The sequence below is a fragment of the Deltaproteobacteria bacterium genome, from assembly GCA_019309045.1.
Taxonomy (GTDB): Bacteria; Desulfobacterota; Syntrophobacteria; order BM002; family BM002; genus JAFDGZ01.
Genome location: JAFDGZ010000021.1, coordinates 45,439 through 65,940, shown reverse-complemented (window position 1 = coordinate 65,940; position 20,502 = coordinate 45,439). Strand labels below are relative to the sequence as shown.

18 protein-coding genes are annotated in these 20,502 nt (G+C 53.7%); 7 read left to right on the top strand and 11 right to left on the bottom strand.

Annotated elements, in window-relative coordinates; genetic code table 11:
- Positions 1-3: 3 nt before the first annotated feature.
- From JRI89_06500 to JRI89_06460, 9 genes are all read right to left on the bottom strand, one after another.
- Complete coding sequence (locus tag JRI89_06500; protein MBW2070891.1) at positions 4-2,205, bottom strand: sigma 54-interacting transcriptional regulator; 2,202 nt, start codon at positions 2,203-2,205, stop codon at positions 4-6.
- The gene (gene phnD, locus JRI89_06495) at positions 2,180-3,157 is read right to left on the bottom strand and encodes a phosphate/phosphite/phosphonate ABC transporter substrate-binding protein (protein ID MBW2070890.1); all 978 of its coding nucleotides are present in this window, start codon (positions 3,155-3,157) and stop codon (positions 2,180-2,182) included. Before phnD ends, JRI89_06500 begins: the two co-directional genes overlap by 26 nt.
- 204 nt (positions 3,158-3,361) lie before the next feature.
- Positions 3,362-3,769: a 4Fe-4S binding protein gene (locus JRI89_06490; GenBank protein MBW2070889.1), complete on the bottom strand. Its 408-nt coding sequence runs from the start codon at positions 3,767-3,769 to the stop codon at positions 3,362-3,364.
- A gap of 141 nt (positions 3,770-3,910) precedes the next feature.
- Positions 3,911-5,140, bottom strand: coding sequence for a homocysteine biosynthesis protein (locus tag JRI89_06485; protein MBW2070888.1), 1,230 nt, complete (start codon positions 5,138-5,140; stop codon positions 3,911-3,913).
- A 435-nt stretch (positions 5,141-5,575) separates the two neighbouring features.
- Positions 5,576-6,490, bottom strand: coding sequence for a cysteine synthase A (gene cysK, locus JRI89_06480; protein MBW2070887.1), 915 nt, complete (start codon positions 6,488-6,490; stop codon positions 5,576-5,578).
- Positions 6,491-6,585: 95 nt separating this feature from the next.
- Complete coding sequence (locus tag JRI89_06475) at positions 6,586-7,557, bottom strand: serine acetyltransferase (GenBank protein ID MBW2070886.1); 972 nt, start codon at positions 7,555-7,557, stop codon at positions 6,586-6,588.
- 478 nt (positions 7,558-8,035) lie between these two features.
- A complete protein-coding gene (locus JRI89_06470) occupies positions 8,036-8,872 on the bottom strand; it encodes a cytochrome b/b6 domain-containing protein (GenBank protein ID MBW2070885.1) in 837 nt (278 codons plus the stop codon).
- Positions 8,850-9,542: a hypothetical protein gene (locus JRI89_06465; protein ID MBW2070884.1), complete on the bottom strand. Its 693-nt coding sequence runs from the start codon at positions 9,540-9,542 to the stop codon at positions 8,850-8,852. Before JRI89_06465 ends, JRI89_06470 begins: the two co-directional genes overlap by 23 nt.
- 26 nt (positions 9,543-9,568) lie before the next feature.
- Positions 9,569-10,843: a hypothetical protein gene (locus JRI89_06460; GenBank protein ID MBW2070883.1), complete on the bottom strand. Its 1,275-nt coding sequence runs from the start codon at positions 10,841-10,843 to the stop codon at positions 9,569-9,571.
- Between the two features lie 510 nt (positions 10,844-11,353).
- On the opposite strand from JRI89_06460, the gene JRI89_06455 reads away from it, so the two are divergent.
- From JRI89_06455 to clpB, 3 genes are all read left to right on the top strand, one after another.
- On the top strand, positions 11,354-12,322 hold the full coding sequence (locus tag JRI89_06455) for a DnaJ domain-containing protein (GenBank protein MBW2070882.1): 969 nt from the start codon (positions 11,354-11,356) through the stop codon (positions 12,320-12,322).
- Positions 12,323-12,427: 105 nt separating this feature from the next.
- Positions 12,428-12,664, top strand: a complete 237-nt coding sequence (locus JRI89_06450; protein MBW2070881.1) for a hypothetical protein — start codon at positions 12,428-12,430, stop codon at positions 12,662-12,664.
- Between the two features lie 49 nt (positions 12,665-12,713).
- Positions 12,714-15,368, top strand: a complete 2,655-nt coding sequence (gene clpB, locus JRI89_06445) for an ATP-dependent chaperone ClpB (protein MBW2070880.1) — start codon at positions 12,714-12,716, stop codon at positions 15,366-15,368.
- A 400-nt stretch (positions 15,369-15,768) separates the two neighbouring features.
- Here the strand turns inward: clpB and JRI89_06440 are convergent, their stop codons facing one another.
- Positions 15,769-16,023 carry a hypothetical protein gene (locus JRI89_06440; GenBank protein MBW2070879.1) on the bottom strand — a complete coding sequence of 85 codons (255 nt, stop codon included), beginning with the start codon at positions 16,021-16,023 and terminating at the stop codon, positions 15,769-15,771.
- A gap of 220 nt (positions 16,024-16,243) precedes the next feature.
- Here JRI89_06440 and JRI89_06435 point away from each other — a divergent pair, with 220 nt between their 5' ends.
- Entirely contained in the window at positions 16,244-17,059 is an 816-nt protein-coding gene (locus JRI89_06435; GenBank protein MBW2070878.1) for a hypothetical protein, read from the top strand.
- Positions 17,060-17,125: 66 nt separating this feature from the next.
- Here the strand turns inward: JRI89_06435 and JRI89_06430 are convergent, their stop codons facing one another.
- Positions 17,126-18,070: a hypothetical protein gene (locus tag JRI89_06430; protein ID MBW2070877.1), complete on the bottom strand. Its 945-nt coding sequence runs from the start codon at positions 18,068-18,070 to the stop codon at positions 17,126-17,128.
- Between the two features lie 225 nt (positions 18,071-18,295).
- Between JRI89_06430 and JRI89_06425 the strand changes: the two genes are divergently transcribed.
- The 3 genes from JRI89_06425 to JRI89_06415 all read left to right on the top strand — a co-directional run bounded on the left by JRI89_06425 (position 18,296) and on the right by JRI89_06415 (position 20,373).
- On the top strand, positions 18,296-19,486 hold the full coding sequence (locus JRI89_06425) for a DUF4388 domain-containing protein (protein MBW2070876.1): 1,191 nt from the start codon (positions 18,296-18,298) through the stop codon (positions 19,484-19,486).
- Positions 19,487-19,744: 258 nt separating this feature from the next.
- Positions 19,745-19,990 carry a type II toxin-antitoxin system Phd/YefM family antitoxin gene (locus tag JRI89_06420; GenBank protein ID MBW2070875.1) on the top strand — a complete coding sequence of 82 codons (246 nt, stop codon included), beginning with the start codon at positions 19,745-19,747 and terminating at the stop codon, positions 19,988-19,990.
- Complete coding sequence (locus JRI89_06415) at positions 19,987-20,373, top strand: type II toxin-antitoxin system VapC family toxin (protein ID MBW2070874.1); 387 nt, start codon at positions 19,987-19,989, stop codon at positions 20,371-20,373. The genes JRI89_06420 and JRI89_06415 overlap by 4 nt, the downstream gene beginning before the upstream one ends.
- Positions 20,374-20,502: the final 129 nt, after the last annotated feature.

Below are 20,502 nucleotides of genomic sequence, written 5' to 3'. Positions count from 1 at the left end.
GGCCTAGTGGGGGGTGGGCCTGTAGATCTGGTACTTCTTGAGTTTCTCGTAGAGAGTACTGCGGCTGATACCAAGTCGCTTGGCTGCTTGCTTCTTGTTCCAGCGGCAATCATCGAGTACTTCACGCAAGACTTTCTTCTCGTGTTCCATCAAAATGGGCCCCTTCACAGCCGTGGCGACCTTGCTGTCTGATTGTATGCTGACAGGGAGGTCTGATGCCACGATTCTTTCCTCTTTGGCGAGGACCGTGGCATGTTCGATGCTGTTTTCCAGTTCACGTACATTTCCCGGCCAGGGATAGTCGAGAAAGAGCCTCATGGCTTCCGGGGAAATTTCTTGTATGGATTTCCCCTGCTCCGCCGTGAAGTGGCGGAGAAAATGGCGAACCAACAATGGAATATCATTTTTTCTTTCTCTCAGAGGAGGAAGAAAAATAGGAATGACATTGAGTCTATAGTAGAGATCTTCTCTGAAGTTGCCCTCCTTCACCCGAGTTATAAGGTTCCTGTTGGTAGCGGCGATGATGCGCACATCTACCGACAAGGTTTTTTCGCCTCCCACCCTTTCAAATTTCTGAGTCTGCAACACCCTTAGCAGTTTTATCTGAGCCGAGGGAGGAATTTCAGCAACTTCATCGAGAAATACGGTGCCTCCATGGGCCTGTTCGAAACGACCAGCCTTCCTGCGAGTGGCTCCAGTAAAGGCTCCCTTCTCATGGCCAAAGAGTTCGCTTTCGAGCAAGGTTGCCGGATAGGCGGAGCTGTTTATGACTACAAACTTGTTGTTCTTGCGAAGACTCTGCTCGTGGATAGCCCGGGCAACTACTTCTTTGCCCGTGCCGCTCTCTCCCTGGATGAGCACTGTAGCATCTGTGGGAGCCACATCCTCTATCAATTTATATATGAGCTGCATCTTGGGATCCCGGCCGACAATGCCACTGAACTCGGCGGTACTGTCCAACTTGGCCTGCAGACCCTGCATTTCCTCTTCCTGGATGACCGCACGCCTCAGGACGCCCGCTGCCTGGCTCAATATCAGACTAACTACCTCGATCTCTTTGGAATGACAGCGGCAGTCTCCCTGACAGCCAATAAGGAGAGCGCCCGTGGCTTGCTTTTCGTGGGGAAAAGGTACCAGGATCTGTGTCAATGCCTTCTCGAAGCTGACAGAGTTCAGAGGAGGCTCGAACGGTTTAATGGGACTGAAGTGAGTCTCGGACCGCTCTTGAAAAGCTGCAATGGCTGCTTCCAACACTTCCGGAGATTTCAGGATACGTACCCCATCCCCGGCAAAAGCGAAGAGAAGACCTCGGGCATCATTGAAGACGAAGAGTTCCAGACAGTTGCACTCTAGGTTGGGATAAAACCGAGAAAAGAGAAAAGAACCAATCTCACTCAGGCTCCGGAGGCCACCTATTTCCTGGACGATGCCGCAAAAAGTCCGAGTCTGCTGGTGAGCATGCGCCAACTCGATGGTCTGCTCTTCCAATCGCTGGGTGTAGCTTTCCATACTTGCCACCATGTGGTTGAAAGAGGAGGCCAGTGTGCCGATTTCGTCTTCACTGCTTACAGGAACCCGCACGGCGAGATTTCCTTTGTAGATCTCTTGTGTAGCTGCAGCGAGATTTTCCAGAGGTCTGGTGAATCTTTTCAAGAAAAACAGGGTGATGGCAAGGGCAACAAGAAGAATTACCAGAGTAAGGGTGGACATCTCTACCCAGAGCCTGCGGATCTGTTTTCTGTAAGCCTCTTCGGAGAATCCGAGCCTGAGGATGCCGGCATTGCCATCAAAAATTGGCCAGGAAAAATCCAGGTATTCATCACCACTGGTAGATTTTAGTGTTAAAAGATGAGGTTGCGTGCCTGAGACGGCTGGATGGATATTGATGAGATCTACCGGCACGCCAGCAGGAAAGGTGTGGGCAATTACCTCCCCCTTGTTGTAGATGAAGAGATAGGAGATGGCCGGATTACTTCTCACCTGGTACTCGAGCATCTTTTGCAGAGCGACCAGGTCGTTGGTGAGGATTTTGTCCGCAGATTCCAGAGCCACGGCATGAGCAAGATTTTCTGCCTGCGAGGATACTGCACTCAACAGACTCCTCGAGTAACGTTGGGCAACCAGAGAGGAGATGCTCAGACCGCTAGCGATCACCAGCAGGGACACTGCCAGCAGCAGCTTACTCTTGAGTTTTAGAGGTCGCATCGAGTCTGTTTCCAGGGGAAGCAAGTTTCTTTTTCATATCTCTGATCGTTTCATACCATTCTTCCCTTACGGGCACGAATCGATCAATCATGAGCTGGCTGAGAATTGTCTGGCCCTCCGGATCGCCATGCATGGCAAAGAGCACCTGCCGAATGCGGCCCTTGAGCTGCGCTGGCAGGGATGACGAACAGACCAGCGGAGGTATGCCATATGGTGTGGATTTTCTAATGATGCGCGTTCTGCTTGTGAGCTCGGGTCGTTTGTGATTGTAATATTCCCAGATCAGACTGTCCACTGCAGCACCGTCAACAAGCTCCTTGGACACCGCGATAATGGCGTTGTCGTGGCTGTAAGTGTAGATGGTTCTGGCAAAGAAGGTCTCCGGCTGTTCGTCCAGCTGGGTCACCCAGTAAGTGGGCACCAGTTTCCCGGTATTGGATTGAGGATCCGTGAAGGCAAAAACTCTTCCTCTCAGATCTTCCAGCCGATAAATGGTGCTTTCTCTATTGACGATAAGGTAAGCTTGATATGATGGCTGCCCGTGAACCAAAGGTGTGGCCAAAGGTTCAAAGCCATATGTCGCTTTGCTCAGGGCGTAAGGGCCTGAACAGATGAACCCTACATCCACCTGGCCTCTGGCAAAGAGTTCATTGACTTCGGCATAAGTCTTGCGCTGAACAAGTTCCACTTCCATGTGTAGACGTCGGCCAATGTAATCTAACATACGGTGATAATAGGCAAAAGTCTCTCTAGGAGAAATCATGGCGCCCACCGCTACCCGCAGAGACGAACCCTTTGGCGATGTGCTTTCGCCGGGCCGCTCCACCTGCATAGTCTTGCTGAAGTCAACCACATGTGAGTCCACATCACGGCTGCAACTCAACGAAAACAGCAAACTGACGGCCAATAGTGAAGAGCTGATAAGGAAAGTGGCAGGTGAAATATGTTGCATTGTCAGCTCTCTGAGGAAACCAGGGCTTGTTGTTTAGGCACGTTTTCCCTATTATTTTACTCTAGATTCTAACACAAGGAAGGCAGCGGACAAACAGTTTTTTCTGCTTCTGTGAGGAAGACCGTTTGTCCGCGCCTTATAATGCGCGCCAGTGACTAGGCAATAACAGAGAGTGTTCTCGGTGTCCGAAAAGTGTGCCCCGGTTCAAAACATAATCTCCACTGCGCCATATGGACAGATGGGAAGACAAAGGCCACAGACGATGCACTTGTCGTGATCAAAAGAGACCCTCATCTCCTCTCTCGACAGCTGCAGCGCACCGGTGGGGCAAATGGCTGTGCAGGCGGTGCACTCGATGCAGCGTTCCTGATACCACTGGACATCCTGGGCGAGTGGCTTGATTTCCACTCCCAGATTGGAGGCAAACTTCAAGCCGGAATCGAGATTTTCCTTGCTGCCGGTCACCTCCACCACGAGTCTGCCCCATTCCCGCGGAGTGATGCTGGCTCGCAGAATGTTTACTTCCAGCTGATATTGAGTGATCAGGCGGTAAGTGACCGGCTGGTCGATCAACTGAGGTGGAAAATTGAGCACGAGACGCTTTTTCGCCATTTCATTCCTCCTCGAGGCTCATAATCTCATTTGCTTTGCCAGATTGATTTTGACTGAAATGTGCCTTGTCCATGAGAGCTCCCTGGCTCCGGACCATATGCTCAACCGCTGGCATGATCTGCCGGCTTGAGAGCTCATTTTTCAAGAGGCAGCCACCCTGTTGTTGTTTAGGATGGGCCTTTCCTGCAGGGGCTTGAATTCGACTTCCGAATCGGCAGAAACAAGAGTTTCCGCCGGTTCGGTGAGCAGAAAGGAGCCTTTTTCTAGCCAACTCTTGAGGATTTCGGCAATCTCCCTGGCGCGGACATAGGAAGAAAGGCCAGCGCTGGGAACTTTCTTGCCGTTTACAGTAATTGAGCCTGATTTGAGTTCAGCGTAGCTCACTTCAGCAAGATTTCCCGAAGTGTAGTGTGGATAAGCTTCACTGTAATCCACCACCTGCGCCACGATATCTGCATCGGTGACGGCAGTGTATAGCAGCATGTCCTCATCCAGTATCGGAATGGGGATACCGATGCCAACCGCCAAGGTGACGCCATAGCCAGTGAAGGAAGCTCCTCTGAGCCAACGAGCACTCATCTGCTTCAGGCTGCCAGTGACTGCCAGAGTGCCGGCACCCATGCGGGGAATGCCTTTGGCGGTCCGAGGTACGCTGGGATTGTGCTGGGTGCCGTTGCCCACCACATAGCCAATGCCGCCGCCAAGAAAGATGCGGGTTCCTATCCCTATTGTTCGATAGAAAGGATCATTGAGCAGCGGGCTCAACTGGCCAGCGCTGCAATAGGTGGCGTTCCTCATATTGGGCTGCAGGACTCCCATATAAGTGTAAATCAGCCGGTCAGAAAGGTTCACTGCCACATTGTAGTTCTGATAACAGTTGCGCATGTTGAAGAGCACGGCCTCGTTCATATCTTCGAGCCTGATCCAGGTCTCGAGCTTGCGCCGCGGATAACAGTCCGTACCATAAGCGCGGGCGATAAGCTGGACATCTTTGCCAGCTACCAGATCCTCGATAAGATGGCCGCCGCCGTAGGAGAATTTGCCCGGATAAATAGTGTTTCTCGGGTCGGTGTCAGGCACGGCGGTAGCACCCAAGAAGAAGTCGACAGCGGCAAACCCGGTATATACGGGAACATCGTTCAGGGTAACGGTGCCGCCGCCGAGCTTGATGCGCGGCTTGCTGTGGCCCACGTTGAAATAGGCTCCGGATGAACACATGGGCGCAAAAGTGCCGGTGGTGACCACGTCCACCTCGGCTGCAGCTTGCTTGGCGCCTTTACTCTTTGCTATCTGGATAACCTCCTCGGCGGTACAGACCACTGCCCGACCTCGGCGTATTTTTTCATTGATTTCCTGGATGGTCTTAGCCATGAATCTCCTCCTGCTATAAGATGTGTCGAGCTATCTAATGTTAATCTTGTTGTTCTTGACAGCCCCCATACGGGGCCGGCCATTATCCATAGCATGAGACCACCCCCTTTGCAGCGCAACGCGCCGAATATTGACTACCTATAGAGAATTGACACTTATGTAGCCTCACTTCTCTCTCTTTCGTAGGAGCGGCTCTCCCCGGCGACGGGACAGGCTAGCCGCGATCAAATAAATAAAGGCGCAGGGTGCAAGGCGCACGGCGCAGGGATCAATGAGAGACAAATGGTAACCAGCAACTCGTAACTTGCAACTCGCAACGCGAAACTGTCAACTCGCACCACCATCAACCTGTGGGAGCGGCATCCTGCCGCGATCAGCAGACGACCAGGGTTTCCCGTGGCCGTGCACCTTGCGCTATGAACCCTGCACCCTTCTTCATGGCCAGGTGCTGATGTACCGCTCCCCGGTGCTGGGCAGGACAACAACGATGGTCTTGTCGCGATTCTCTTCTCTTCCAGCTACCTGCAGAGCCGCCCAGACCGCAGCGCCGCTGGAAATGCCTGCAAGGATTCCCTCCTCCCGAGCCAGGCGGGCGGCAATTTCTTCAGCTTCCTCATATCCCACCTGAACGACCTCGTCCACCAGATCCAGACGCAGCACAGCTGGTACAAACCCGGCGCCGATTCCCTGAATCTTGTGAGAACCGGGGTTGCCACCGGAAAGTACGGGTGATTCGCTGGGTTCCACGGCAATGGCCCGGAAAGAAGGTTTCTTCTCTTTTATTACTTCGGCAACGCCGGTGATAGTACCGCCTGTGCCCACACCGGAGACCAGGATATCTACCTTGCCGTCTGTGTCATGCCAGATCTCCAGGGCGGTTGTCTCACGATGCACCGTCGGGTTGGCAGCATTGGAAAACTGATCAGGCATGAATCCTGTGCTGTTTGCCTCAAGCAATTCCTGAGCTTTTTTGATAGCCCCCTTCATCCCTTCGCTTCCAGGAGTGAGGACAAGTTCTGCCCCCAGGCGCAGCAGCAATTTGTGCCTCTCCACGCTCATGGTTTCCGGCATGGTGAGAATGAGGTGGTAGCCTTTACTGGCAGCAACCATGGCGAGGGCGATGCCGGTGTTGCCGCTGGTGGGCTCGATGATGGTGCCGCCGGGCTTCAATCTGCCGTCAACTTCAGCCGCTTCGATCATGCTCCGACCGATGCGATCCTTGACGCTACCCAGAGGATTGAAGAACTCCAATTTGGCAAGGATCTTCCCGGGCAGATCCCCTGCCATACTCTTGAGTTCCACCAGCGGGGTATTCCCGATGGTATGGCCAATCAGGCTGGCAATTTTCATAGGAAGCTTCCTCTCTTTCTTCTCAACTTGGCACCTGCAGACAAGGCGAGCGGCTATCTTTATGCGATTGACAAACCTGAACTACCGCGAGAGGATCACCTCACGGAGTTCTTGTAGATCAGCTTGGGTGGAGCCAGAAAAACTTTGGTTCCAGGAGGAACCGATTCTGTGATCCAGACATTGCCGCCAATCACCGCGCCAGCGCCAATGACAGTATCACCGCCGAGTACAGTAGCTCCGGCGTAGATGGTGACGTCGTCTTCAATGGTGGGATGTCGCTTTGCACCCCGCAAACGCTCCACCTCCTCTTTGGGCAGAGAAAGGGCGCCAAGTGTTACCCCTTGATAGATTCGTACTCTCGAGCCGATGGTGGTAGTTTCGCCTATTACCACGCCGGTGCCATGGTCAATGAAGAAACTGGGTCCAATGGAGGCCCCAGGATGAATGTCGATACCGGTGATACTATGAGCATACTCGGACATCATTCGCGGCACTAGAGGCACCTGTTGCTGCCAGAATTGGTGGGCAATCCTGTGCACGGTTATAGCCAGAACTCCTGGATAGCTGATGACAACTTCATCAATGGTCTTGGCAGCTGGGTCGCCATCATAGCTTGCCTGGACATCGGTGGCGAGTATGTTGCGGATCCTGGGAAGCTCCTCGAGAAAACGAAGAGCTTCCTGTTGTCCCCGTTCCTGGCAGCGAGTGCACACCATCTGGTACCTCTGACAGTCGTGCCGGATGCTCAGGGCCACCTGCTTGGCAACATCCTCGAACAAGCGGGTCGCTTCCATGCCAATGACATATTCCAAGGCGTTTGCATCCAGAACCTGCCCATTCAAATAGCCGGGAAACAGCAGACGCCTGGAACGGTGTAATATATCTATGATGCGTTCCAGGGACGGAATGGTTTCTGCATCAATATGGGAGAAGAGCTCGGGATCCCTGGCAGAGGTCACCAGCTTGCCAACGACCACTGGCAGCTTCCTGCGGAACTTTGCGGCAGTGTCAATCTCTACACGGCAGGCTTCGACTTCTTTATCTCTCAGGTGGTATGCTTCACTCATTTCACTCCCCTAACTTTCGGCAAATGGCCGATACTCATTGTGATTACTATTGCAGGTTTGGAAAAACGTTTGTGGACGCTAGGCGAAACCTGAGGTGGAAAGGGGAGGTGGGCTCAAAGACTGTACTGCGTCAGGGGCACTGGTACGTAGAGCATGGTTGCCGAAGACACCGTGCAGTTGCCGCTTGCCGCCTTCCAATTCCTCATAATTTGACAACCACAACAGCCCATATCGTCTTCGCTCATGGTCATCTCCACGTCATCACCCCCTGGGCAACTATTCATATTATTTTACTATTATATAGATTAAATTGTTTTTGTCAAGTGATATGAGGCTGGCGCCTCTACTTTGCGGTTATAATCTGGGAGGCAACTGCAGAGCTATGGCTTGCAAGGTCAAGGAATTAGGTTGTACCCCTGGTACATGCGGCCATCATGGCATGAAATAACGCCCCGATATGCACTGCTACAAAGGGTTGCTACCAGGCAATGTATGGACTGTTGACGACGCCGCCTATCAGCAGGAAGAGGCCCACTGCCATGGCAGCATAACCAAAGAGATAGAAGAAAACCAGTCTGCCAGGTGCTGCCCCGGGCACCAGCCTTTTTTCCAGTTCGCCTGCTTTTTTCAGGCGGGCGATCCATTCAGGCCTTTCGTGATTAGCGCTCTCCAGGTCGATGCTTCCTTCAAACATGGCGCGATCCATGGGGAAGTTTTGTCTGCGAAAGTGAGCGATAAAGAAGTGAATGACGAACACGTGGCACATGGCCAGAAGGGCCTCAATTCTGTGGATCCAGAGAGCCACGTTAAGGCCCCAGCCGGGTATGATGCGGCTTGCATACAGAGGATACGCCAGGAGCAGGCCAGTGATGCCGAGCAAAGGTATTCCCCAGAACACAGCCCAGTAATCAAATTTTTCCCAGTATCCCCAGCGATCGAACCTTGGGTGCTTTGCCAGGCCCAGAAACCAGCCCAGGTGCAAAAAGAAGTCTCTGATATCCTTTGGCCGTGGAATGAGGGAATCGGGGCCAAACAGACTGCCAGGCAAGTTGCTCCAGTCGAGCTTGACAATTAGTATATGAAGGATGTGAACCAAAAAAAGGCAAATTAAGAAAATTCCTCCATATATATGGACAGTGCGACAAGCTTCGTAGCCACCAAATACCCAGGCCAAACTCTTACCCCACTGGGTCTGAATGTACAGGCGAGCGAGGCCTGTGGCTGCCTGCAGCAAGAAGGTGAGAATGAGAAGCAGGTGAAAAAGCCGTTGCCCCGGGGTGAAGCGCCTGATCCTAGTCTTGCTGTTTTGACTCACCTTCAGTTTTCCCTTTTCTCACAAAAAGTTCGCGAATACCCCATAGAACCGTATGCGGCAGAAAAACCACGAATGTGCCTACTGCCAAAACTACCATTATCCAGAAAGCATAGAAGAGCGCAGGGAAGGTCTTCTTGGTACTGACCAGCGTGGGATTTGGTGTATGCACAACGTAAGAGGCAAAGGAGGCACTGGAGCCTTGATGGCATTTGCTGCACACATAGGCATGTCTGCGAATGGGGTTCAATGGCGAGTAGTAGTGATTGATGCTTGCTATAGGCTCCCCGCCGTGGCACTGGCGGCAGGTGAGGTTGGCTCTGGTGGTATGAATATCCCTGGTTTCAATGATATGACAGTCCTCGCACCGCCGCCGCCGGTAAAACTTTATTCCTCGATGCGAGTCCGCCAGCCTGGTCCGAACCCGCACCTCAGCTGCAGAAGGGCTGTAGGGGAAAAGGCCTCTACTTATACCAGGTACGCCCACGAGGGGGCGCTGCCGCCGCGGCAGCACCTCATATTCCTCGTAGTAGCCAGTGCTGGCCTCGCGTTCCTTGTACCGCCGGATGGCCGAAGCCACCTCTTCCTGAGCACCAACCACTTCAGGCAGAATGAGCAGCGCCAGAAACACCGTGATGCCAAGGGCCATGAACCTTAGTTTGCTTGCAGGCATGAACCGCTCCCTGTCCAACGTTATTCTCACCTGGTGTATTCATACTCAATGGGTTCAATAGGTTTGCCCACAGGCGTTGGTATCTTGGCCAGGGCCTTCCATTTGGCATCGAGCTTCTTCAAATCCTCTTTTTTGTGTTGGTGGCAGGTCTGGCAGGAATTGGGAATTTTCGGATTCCTCAGGGTATCTTCTGGCAACAGGGTAGCGAATACGTGGCTGCGGATATCTCCTGATTCCGCGCTCTTGGCTATTCTCGGCATGTGACAGCCCACACAGTTGGCAAATGAGTGGATCGAGTGGGCCATGTTTTTGTTTATCTGGACGTGACATTGAAAGCACTGCTTGGACCCAGCTACCTGAGTTTGCGAACGGGTGGGCGGCACCCCGAGCTGGTGAACATAATGGCAGGATGTGCAGGTTACCCCCTCTGTGTGGTGTTGTGACTGCACCCAGTCGATGTACTGCTGGTGATGGCCTTTGGAGAATTCGTTGGCGTAGACATGTTTAGTATCTCCGGCCGCATAAGAGGTGGACTTGTAGTATGCCTCAAGTGCCTTTCCAGGGCGATAGCCTACTGGCCAGCCAGCCCCTTTCACCTGTGTTGCATGCCCCCGGTTGTGACAAGAGCCGCAGATCTGTACCGCCACTCCCATGGTGAGTTTGGCAGGATTTACTATAGTTTGCCGCTTTTCGAAGACTGCTGTCTTGGGCAGGGCAGCGTGCCAGGAGCCCGGTCCGTGGCAAGCCTCACAGGACACTGCCGGTTCTACAAAGGTTTGTTTCTCCAGATCCACACCGGTGGCGTGGCAGCCGCCGCATTTGAGCAGCCATGGTCGTTTGTCCCAGTCTTTCTCATGGTAATTTACCCAGCAATCGGTTGCCACATTGTACTGGATGGGTGAGATGTAGAGGGTGCCATCCTTCTTGACAATAAAACGCTGCTTCCACTGACTGCCAATGGTGTAGAGGATCTCGTCCACTTTGGGAACATAGATTTTGTCGGCAGGTACCTTGAGCTTTTTTTCCAGCTTTGCCAGGTCCGCCCTGATCCGTTTCTCATCTATGGGAACGATGATGGCATCCCTGTTTTTCTGGGCATCCTGGGTCATGCGGCTGTGCATGGTCATCTTCCAGGAGTCGTAGTGCTCCAGGTGGCACTGCTTGCATGTGTTGGACCCCACGTACATTTTGGGTTGGGACTCGATGGCCTTGAGGTCAATCGGCTGTTCTGCGGTGCAAGCAGCCAAGGCGGCAAGTGCCAGAACAAGTATGACAACCCTTGCTACACTCCCGCCCTTCATAGCATCCTCCTGTTCCGAGTGGAGAAAGAAATCTGATAAAGATGGCCAAAAGTAAATGAAGTAAAAAGGTGTCGTCTTTTAGTTCGTAGTTTGGGAATTCATTTGTTGCCGGCCGGCTAAGATCTGAAGAGCTAGGAAGATAACCTGAGAATGCGGCAACCTGCTGGTGCCCTGGCCATATTCAGTGCCAATATTTGCCAAAGCTGGCCGTCAGTTAGATTATTCATATTTGTTTACTAGTAAATTGTCAAGCGCAAAGTTACTTAAAGAACTTTTTCACAAGTTCGCTCTCCACCGTTGATTCCCCGCAGACAATTTCACCTGCCTATCTTGAAAATTACGGGAAAGATCTTAACTTCTAGAGGGAACTGAGACGAAATTCACTCACAAGTTCATATGGTTGCCAGTAATGTCAGGGTGGAATGCCCGATAGAGGAGCCCTATGCCCCCTAACAAGCTGGTCATGGCAGCCAGCCAATCGATATTTCAGGAGGAGAATCTCAGATATCAATGGCGGTCAAATTTCAAGACTATTACGAGATTCTGGGAGTGAAGCGTGATGCCTCCCAGGACGACATCAGGCGGGCCTACCGTAAACTTGCTCGCAAGTATCATCCAGATGTGAACAAGGACAGGAACGCCGAAGAGAAGTTCAAACAGGTCAACGAGGCCTATGAGGTACTCAAAGATCCTGAGAAACGAAAGCTTTACGACCAGCTCGGCCCTGACTGGAAAGCGGGCCAGGACTTCAAACCACCTCCGGGATGGGAAAATGTCCACTTCGAGTTCAGAAGAGGACCGGGTGCGGAGGCTTTTGATTTCGGCCATGGTTTCAGCGATTTTTTTGAGGCGCTTTTTGGCCAAGGCATGGGGGGCGGCGGCGCTGCCCGAGCCCGGCACTCTGTGTGGGCAGTGCCAGGCCAGGATCACGAGGCAGAGATATCAATAAGCCTCGAGGATGCCTACCGTGGCGCCACCAAAACCATAACGCTGCAGACGCACGAGGTAGACGAGAAGGGTTATCTGCGGCCGGTTAACCACACATACCAGGTTCGTATTCCACCGGGAACTACGGATGGCAGCAGGATCAGACTGAGGGGCAAAGGCGGAGAGGGAGTGGCAGGCGGCCCTCCCGGAGATCTCTACCTCAAGGTCAATATTGAGCCGCACCCGCGGTTCAAAGTCGATGGCCATGACGTGCTGGTCGAAGTGCCGGTGGCTCCCTGGGAGGCGGCCCTCGGGGCCACGGTAAAGGTGCCGCTGATCGATGGGTCGGTGAGCCTCAAGATTCCTGCCGGTTTCCAAAGCGGCCAGAAGCTGAGGCTTCGCGGCAAGGGGCTTCCCAAGAAAGGGGGCGGCAGAGGCGATCTGCTAGCCCAAGTTAAAATCACTGTGCCCAAGAGATTAACTGCCAAAGAAAAAGAACTTTTTTCTGAACTGGCACGAGTGTCCACCTTTGACCCTAGACGGCTTTTGTAGAAAGGGGAGGAGGATGTGAGTTCCAGGCGTTATCACATAGTGCATTACGAGTGTGAGGGAGTCCCCCTTTCGGGAGAACTGGTAACCACGGAGGAGCTGGCCCGCATGGCCCACATGCATCCAGATATGATCAGAGTCTTTATCAGGTGGGGTTTGCTGGAGCCGGCAGTGGAGGAGCCTGAGCAGCTCTTTCCTGACACCCTGGTGCCGAGGATCTGGAAGATCATCCGACTCAGGAGAGATCTGGGCATCAATCTGGCTGGAATCGGCCTGGTGCTGGATCTACTCGATCGGATCGAAGAACTGGAACGGGAGCTAGCCTGGGTAAGGAACAGGCTTTAAGTTTATTTCCTGCGGGCACCACAGTTGAGAAAAAGGAGGAACAAAATATATGGATCCGAACAAACTGACGCAAAAATCACAGGAGGCGCTCCATCAAGCACAGACACTGGCGCTGCGCTATGGTCACCAGGAAGTTGATGGTGAACACCTGCTGCTGGCTCTGCTGGAGCAGGAGGATGGACTGGTGCCGCGTCTGTTCAACAAAATGGATGTGCCGGTAGACACTCTGAAAGCTGCCGTACAGGAAGAGCTGGAGAAACGCCCCAGGGTGACCGGTCCGGGTATGGAGGCAGGCAAGATATATGTGACCCAGAGGTTAAACCGCGTTCTCATGAGGGCCGATGAAGAGGCCAGGAGACTCAAAGATGAGTATATCTCCGTGGAGCATCTGGTCCTGGCGCTCATCGAGGAAGGTTCGGGCACAGCGGCTGGGCGCATCTTCCAGAACTTCAATATAAGCCGTGATCGACTGCTGCAGGCGCTCACCCAGGTGCGCGGCCACCAGAGGGTGACCAGCGCTTCACCAGAGTCCACTTACGACGCCCTAGAGCGCTACGGCCGTGATCTGGTGCAAGAGGCCAAAAAGGGCAGACTGGACCCGGTGATTGGCCGGGACAGCGAAATTCGGCGGGTCATCCGAATTCTGTCGCGCAAGACCAAGAACAACCCGGTGCTCATTGGCGAGCCCGGTGTGGGCAAGACCGCTATTGTTGAGGGACTGGCGCACCGCATCGTGCGGGGCGACGTCCCGGAAGGTCTCAAGGACAAGACCATATTTGCTCTCGACCTGGGCGCCCTGGTGGCAGGAGCCAAATTCAGAGGCGAATTCGAGGAGCGCTTGAAAGCCGTGCTGCAAGAGATCAAGGAGAGCGACGGGCGCATCCTGCTTTTTATCGATGAGCTCCATAATATCGTGGGCGCAGGCCGGGCCGAAGGTTCCATGGACGCGGGCAACATGCTCAAACCCATGCTGGCCCGCGGCGAGCTCCATTGCATTGGCGCCACCACCCTGGATGAATACCGCAAGTATATCGAGAAAGATGCGGCCCTGGAAAGACGTTTTCAACCAGTGATGGTGGACCAGCCAACCGTGGAAGATACCATCAGTATCCTGCGGGGTCTCAAGGAGCGCTTCGAGGTGCACCACGGAGTGCGCATTCAGGACAGCGCCCTTGTCACAGCAGCAGTGCTTTCCAACAGGTACATCACCGACCGGTTTCTGCCGGACAAGGCGATCGACCTGGTGGATGAAGCCTGCGCCACCATTCGGACGGAGATGGACTCGATGCCCACTGAACTGGATGAAGTGACCAGACGGGTGATGCAGCTCGAGATCGAGGAAGCGGCGCTCAAGAAAGAGAAAGACAAAGCCAGCAAGGAGCGGCTTGCTGCCCTGCGCAAAGAATTGGCCGAACTCAGAGACCGGGCAGACGGCCTGCGAGCCCAATGGGAGGCGGAAAAGGAGGCCATTCACAAGGTGCAGGCTCTGCGTGAGGAAATCGAGAAGGTGCGCCACGAGATCAGTGTGGCCGAGCGCCACTACGATCTCAATCGGGCGGCGGAACTGAAGCATGGCAGGCTCCCCGAACTGGAGCAAAAGCTCAAGGCAGAGGAGGAGATCCTCGTCAGCAAGCAGGGTACGGGCCGACTGCTGCGCGAAGAGGTGACCGATGAGGAGATTGCTGAGATCGTCTCCCGGTGGACTCATATTCCGGTCACCAGACTCATGGAAGGTGAGCGGGAGAAACTGCTGAAGCTCGAAGAACACCTGCACCGGCGCGTGGTGGGGCAGGACGAGGCTGTGCAGGCAGTGGCGGAAGCAGTGCTGCGTTCGAGGGCCGGCATAAAAGACCCGAATCGTCCCATAGGCACCTTCATCTTTCTCGGCCCTACAGGTGTTGGCAAGACGGAACTTGCTCGGGCCCTGGCGGAAAGCCTCTTCGATGATGAGAACAACATGGTGCGCATTGACATGAGCGAGTATATGGAGAAGCACACAGTGGCCCGCTTGATCGGAGCACCGCCAGGATACGTGGGCTACGAGGAGGGAGGCCAGCTAACAGAAGCGGTTCGTCGAAAACCATACTCTGTCATCCTTTTTGACGAAATCGAAAAGGCACACCAGGATGTCTTCAATATCTTTCTGCAAATTATGGATGACGGCAGGCTGACCGACTCACATGGTCGAACCGTGGATTTCAAGAACTGCATCGTCATCATGACTTCCAATATCGGCAGTCAGTACATCCTGGACACTACCGGCACGGACGAGGCGAGCTATGAGCGTATGCGAGACCGGGTGCTGGAGGCAATGAGACAGCACTTTAGGCCCGAGTTCCTCAACAGGGTGGACGAGATTCTGGTGTTTCGTTCCCTCACTGAAGAACAGCTAGCCAAAATCGTGGAGATCCAGGTGGCCTGGCTGCAGCGCAGGCTCGAGGATCGCCGCATCAGTCTGGAGTTCAGTGAGGAGGCCAAACATTTATTGGCCAGACGGGGCTATGATCCGGTATACGGTGCCCGACCTCTGAAAAGGGTGATTCAGAAACTGGTGGAGACACCACTGGCCAGAAAAATCATGGCCGGTGAGGTGGCAGATGGCAGTAAAGTGAAGGCGGTAGTGGAAAATCAGGAAATCGCCTTCCAGATCATCCCACCTGAAGAGCAGGAGGAAGTGGTGCTGGAGGCGGTCGAGGCAAGCTAACAGCTGAGGTAGAAGTTGCGGGCTGCCAGGAAACGGGGGCAGGGTTATCGGCTAACGGTTGTGGCAGGGGACTGCAGACACGGCAACGAGCTGGTAGCCGCAGGCTTTAGCCTGCATTGCGCTGTGTTGATATCGATTCCGAAGAATAATTGCGCCATGGCATCATTGTAATAATGGTAATAATGGCCGCAGGCGCAACTTGAAGGTTGCTACTACCGAACGTGCAGTGGAGGGGAGTGGACCTTCATTTTGCATTGAGCGGTATTGGTTGTCGGCAGCGATCCAGGGACAGCCTTTATCCAGTGCCCAATGTCTACTGTTTTGCCGCCTTCCCTGCGGGGTGGTCAGGGTTCTGGGCGGTGATAGCCATGTGGAGCACTACTGCTGAGCGCCGGCCGGTTCAGTTCGGCTGGCGCTTTTCTTTCTTGAGTTCGTCAATGGCTGCCTGGTAGAGGTTGCGGAGCTTGTTTTCGTTGTTTTTCATTGTTCTGGTAATCTTGCCGAAGTGCGCCTTGAGAATGTCGCTGGTTTCTGCCCATGTCCCCCGCAACTTATCCAGATCAATATTCGCTTGGCGGATGCGCCTCTTGAACAGGTCGATCATGACCCTGTCTTTCATCTCGCCCACATCTGTGATACTGTTTTCTTTCTTCATTCTCTGCTTACCTCCTTCATGCATTCAGCGAGTCGTGATAGAATACGAAACCATCCCATGGGAGGTCCAGATCTTTCAGAAAGGATGCTCTATGTTCAGCTGTAGCAGAATCAAACCATGTTACTTAGTCTATGATTGATTTTGTGTTTTTTTACACATATTACTTGATGCAAAAAAAAATGTAAAAGGCTTTTCTCTCATCTTTGCACCAGGATTGCTCATGCCTTCCTACTTCCTTTCCATGAACCCGCTCGTGGAGCTGGAGGAAAATCTACCGAATCTGGCACCCCTGGATGACCCAACTGTGGTGAAGTTGATCAGAGGTGCTCGAGGGGTTGTCATGCCTCCGGGGCTCAGACCAGCACGCTACCGGAAAATTGCTGCCCTGGCCCGAGACTGGTTCCCCCGGCTGGAGGCAAAATTCTCCTATCCGGGTAAGACAAGACAAACGATGCTCTTTCAGCACCTGGCTGTGCGGCACCCCAGGACTGCAATCTTTCACAACAGACAGCACTTGCTGATGCAGACAGTCGATGGCTTGCCCCTTGCGTATCCTTTCGTACTAAAGGGAGACAGGGGTGGCGGTGGGGTGGCCGTGTTTCCCGTCTGTAACAGCCTGGAGCTCGAGGCTGCGCTCGGCAAACTGCCGGAAGGGGAGCCCCTGCTCATTCAGGAGTGGATAAAGCATCAAGGCCGAGACCTGCGGGTGGTGGTGGTGGGTGCGAGAATTGTCAGCTATTTCCGCGTGGGAAATGGCGGTTTTTACAACAATATATGTCGCGGCGGGCGCATCGATAGACACGGGCGTCCCAAGCAGCAAATGGCAGGCATACGTGCTGTGGCGAGGTTTTGCAAGGTAGCAGATATCAACCTGGCAGCCTTTGATCTCATGTTTCCAGACCAGGGCCCGCCGATGTTCATAGAGATCAACTTCAACTTCGGCAGAAAAGGACTTGGCGGTACGGCTGGCTATCGCAGGCTTTTTCAGCAAGCTGTGGCGTTGTGGCAGCAGGGCAGATGCTATCCTGATTGTTGACGAGGCTGCGCAGTGCAGGCCAACTGAGCATGTCCTGGTTGGCTGTTTGCCACCGGCACCTTGTCGTCAACCAGAGACGACAGTGGTGCCACTTTCGTTGCTGAGCAGCCTGTCGACTCTTTCTGCAACTGATCCTATTATTGCCCTGCCCTCAGCATTTGCCGAAAGGAAATGAAGCACTGCTTCCACCTTGGGACCCATGCTCCCCGGGGGAAACTCTCCAGCGGCGAGCATTCTGCCGAGCTGGCAAGAATTCAGCTGCCGGTGAAATGTTGGCGCCTTGGTGCCGTAGCCGGTGAAGATGCCCTGCTCGCCAGTAAGAAGCAGAAAGAGATCAGCCCGGAGTTCTGCTGCCAGCAGGGCTGAAGAGTGATCCTTATCCAGAATGCCGTCCGTGATCTCCATTCTTCCTTGTTGGTCCAGGGACACCGGGATGCCGCCTCCTCCCAGGGCTACCGGTACCTTGCCGTCGGCGAGGACCTCCCGGATGTCATCCAGGTTCAAGATGGCTCTGGGCCTGGGAGAGGCAATCAGGCGGCGCAGCCCCTCGCCATAAGGTCCGAATTTCCATTCTGGATGCTTCTCGAGCAGGCTGGTGACCTCAGCCTCCCGATATTGCGGCCCCACAGGTTTTGTCGGTTGGCTGAAGCCTGGATCGTCGGGGTCTACTGCCACCCAGGTGAGCACGGGCTCCAGAGGCGGCAGACCCTGCAGGTTGTTTTCCAGAATAAGCTCCTCATAAGCCCGGGTGATGGCAGAACTTATCTGGGGAGTAGTGATGAGGGTTATTACGCCAAAAGGTGTGGCTGGATGCAAACGTTCGTAGACCAGACCGGCCTGGGGGCCGTTGCCATGGGTGAGGAGCACCTGATAGCGGTCAAACAGAGCCATAATGTTCCAGAGGGTACGTTTGGTATGGGTCAGCTGGGCAATAAAGGACATTTCTGTCCCTGGCTCCGAGGGACAGATGCCGTTTCCTCCAATGGCCACGATGGCGAGGGGTTTATTCATTGCCAGAGCCTCGACCAGATGAGCTGCCTCTGCCGACAAGGCATTTGTACTACCATTCTAGCAGCAGGCATTCCCGCTACAAAACTACTATACCCGGGATGGCGCCCTGAGCGACACTCTTTTTTTCTTGCCTGAATCGTGGACAATCCACTATAAACAGGAAGGAACGGCACCACCCTTGCAGTTGTTACAACATTCATTGTTAATAACAGGGAGTAGTTTGTCGTGGCGTTTACGGGAGACCTCAAGTCACTCAACCTTTCCACAGTGTTGCAGATCCTTTCTTCGGAGGGCAAGACCGGTATACTGGAAATTGCCCGCAAGGAGGCCAAGGCGGCCATCTATCTGAAGAACGGTACCATCATTGCGGCGAGCAGTGGTCTAAAGGAGCTGCGTCTGGGAGAGCTGCTGCTGGAAAGGGGCGTTATTTCCCGGCAGCAGCTGCGGGAGGTGGTTGCCCAGGCAGGAAGAACGGCACGACCAGTCGGCGAGGTGCTGCTGGCTTTTGGATACGTGGATGAGGAGAGCCTCAAGAGGATTGTGCGCTATCAGGTGCGAGAAACGGTGCTCAATATCTTTTTGTGGGAAGAGGGCAGATTCGAATTTCGCGAATCACATGTTGATTTTGATGAGAGAGTTTTCGACGAGATCAATACCATGGAAATCATCCTGGAAGCAGCGCGCCGCATGGATGAGTGGGCAGTAATCAAGAAGGTCATTCCCAGCGACACTATGGTCTTTGAAATAAAGCATCAGCCCGGGACTGAAAATGAAAAGGTCACCCTGGAGCCCAGGGAGTTGAAAGTTGCATCCCTCATGGACGGCAGCAGAAGTGTACGGGATCTGGTAAAAATGACCGGCATTTCAGAGTTTGAAATTTACAAAATTCTCTACGCCATGGCCAGCTCCAAACTGATTCGCCCCCTGCCTTCTGCTGCTTCTGAGAAAGGTCGGCGTGAGGCAGAAGAGCCCATCAGACTCCTTCCCATCTACCACGATGTGGTGGTAACTATCAGCAAGCACGTGGAAGAAGAACTCGGCCCGGAATACAGCACCAGACTCATAAGCAGCTGCAGGGCGTCTCTGCCTGTGGAAAGCAAAGAAGTACTCGCCGGATACCAGGTGGGCGACAGCGGCCATGAAAACGTGAGCCGAGCCCTTCAGGTGGCAAGCCGGCGCCACAAGGGTGAGGCAGCTGAAAGGATAATCAGCGCGGCCTTCATGCAACTGATTACCTGCCTCCTGCAACAGGAAACTGAGATCCTCGGCAGCAGACAGACCATGCACTCCATCGCCCGCATACAGGAACTGCTGCAGGTAGTGGAAAGATATCACAGCAGCGACTCTAGATCGCGACTGATCAGCAGCCTGCGCACCTCTCTTTCGCAGATAGCCGCAACCTTGCAGGGGCAGTAATCAGAAAAGAAACGCTGCCCTGAACTTTCCGAAACAAAGTACTCAGTTCTTGCCCCACTTTTGAAGGTAGTGAAGTGCATGGAAGTCAATGTACCGACCTGCAACAACGGGAGGCGCAGAGATCTATGGCTGCGGAGAAAGACAGGAGGGTTATCTGCGGTCGACAAGAGTAAGAACTTGAGCTTCAATATGCAGTTTCATGGCTCTCTAATAAAAGATTATCTTGACTTAGTTTATTATATAGTTTAAATGATAGTTATGATTAAGATCAACATTCATGAGGCAAAGACTCATCTGTCGAGGTATCTTGGCCGGTTGGCAAAGGGGGAAACGATCATTCTCTGCAAGAGGAATGTTCCCATTGCCGAAATACGGCCTCTTCCTCGGGAAAGAGAATCGGAGCGGCCCATAGGTCTTGCCAAAGGCAAATTTCGGGTTCCACCCGAGTTTTTCGAACCGCTGCCGGATGAAATGATCGCGGCCTTCCATGCTGACGGAACATGAGAATACTCCTGGATACCTGCACCTTTCTGTGGCTCATAACCGACGCTCCCGAACTGTCTGATGTGGCGCGAGAGGTCTTTGTCAATCCCGGAAACCAGGTTTACCTCAGCGCTGTGTCAACCTGGGAAATAGCCATCAAGCACGCCATAGGCCGGTTGCCTCTTCCCGAGGCCGTAGAGAGGTTCATTCCGGCCCAGCGTGAAGAACATGGTGTGGTTAGTTTGCCTCTAGACGAGGAAACCACTCTCCACCTCAGTCGTCTGCCTGAAATGCATAAAGATCCCTTCGACCGGATGCTCATCTGTCAGGCAATGGTGCATGGTTTGCTGATTCTTACCCCGGACAGACTAATCATGCAGTATCCTGTGCGTTGCATCTGGTAGGCAAGGGGGCAATCCTGGCTCATAGCCATCTGGTTCCTTCCTCATCATTTCGCGATCAGCCCGGATTGCCGGTCAGGTGCTGGCTCTGACCACTGGGCGAGTTCTCCTGCAACCTCCACAGAGATGACC